Here is a 1,422-nt window from a genome sequence, read left to right as displayed (position 1 = left end):
TTATACGACCAACTTAACCCGACCGTACCGTTGTCCTCGTAAGCCTGCAATTCAAGATCAATTTTTATATGATTTAAACTACTGTCTACAGCCTCGAGGCCTAGACCATCAAAACCAAATTCTATCGTGGCATTATTTTGAACAGCAAACATAACCTGATATAATGGAGAATGGTTCAAGTTGCGCTCTGGCTTAAGGTCATCAACAAGCATCTCAAACGGGACATGCTGGTGTTCATAAGCATCCAAAATATGCTGACGATTTATACTCAATAAATCTATGAACTTAGGGTCACCTGATAAATCACTACGTAATACTAGATTATTAATGAAGAACCCGATCAAAGGCTCAATAGAAGCATGTGAGCGACCCGCGATCGGCGAACCAACAACAATATCATCGACACCGCTATAACGACCTAAAAGAACCGAGAACGCAGTTTGCAAAAACATGAACAATGTCACATCGTGATCTTGGCAAAAAGCCAAAACCTCACCAGACAAATCATTATCTAAGTCATGTTGATGATAACGTCCGTTAAAACTCTGGTGCTGAGGGCGAGGACAATCAAGAGGCAAGCTATGAACGGTTGGCAATCCAGTAAGACGCTCACGCCAATAATCCAGTTGACGTTCAAGTAAATCCCCAGACAACCATGATCTCTGCCATAACGCATAATCCGCATATTGAACTTCAAGCGGCTCTAACGGATTGGCCTTCCCACATGAAAAAGCCTCATACAACAGTTTTAATTCTGTTGCTAACACACCCATAGACCAGCCATCAGACGCTATATGATGCATATTAAAGAGTACAATGTGGTCATCTTCAGAAAGGACGATTAACCCAAAACTAACTGGCAACTCGGTACTAAGGTCAAAAACATAATCTCCATGCGCCTCGATTAAGCGCCGCATCTCTTCTCTCTGGTCGCCTTCGCTAGACTTTCTAAGGTCGTGTATCTCAAGGGGTAATGAAAACTCATCACGAATATCTTGATAACCAATGCCACCATCTTCAATGAAAACAGTACGAAGAACTTCATGGCGCTCAATAACTGCCTTAATAGCTCTTTCAAAAGCTGCTCGATGAAAACTACCGCGCAGCCGGAAAGCACCTGGCATGTTATAGTGACTACTACCACCCTCATATTGATCAATAAACCACAAGCGCTGCTGGGCGTATGACAAAGGAATTACAGATGAACGATCTGCAATCTCAATGGGAGGCAAAAGATAATCCGCCGAATGTTCAAAAAGAATAACCGACAAACCAGCAATCGTTGGGCTCTCAAAAAAAGCGCGCAGCGAAACTTCCTCTCCTAGAGAGGACCGAACCAAACTAATAAGGCGCGTCGCCAAAAGCGAATGCCCCCCAAGTTCGAAGAAGTTGTCATGCACACCTACGCGCTCTAGCTTGAGA

At 43.5% G+C, this 1,422-nt stretch carries 1 protein-coding gene; it reads right to left on the bottom strand.

All coding sequences use genetic code 11. The features are described from left to right. The coding region (locus tag OEU88_RS17590) for a condensation domain-containing protein (protein ID WP_262696518.1) at positions 1-1,422 on the bottom strand (1,422 nt) is incomplete at both ends.

The sequence above is a fragment of the Kordiimonas aquimaris genome (genome assembly GCF_025574485.1).
GTDB lineage: Bacteria > Pseudomonadota > Alphaproteobacteria > Sphingomonadales > Kordiimonadaceae > Kordiimonas > Kordiimonas aquimaris.
This window is presented reverse-complemented; position numbering and strand designations above follow the sequence as displayed.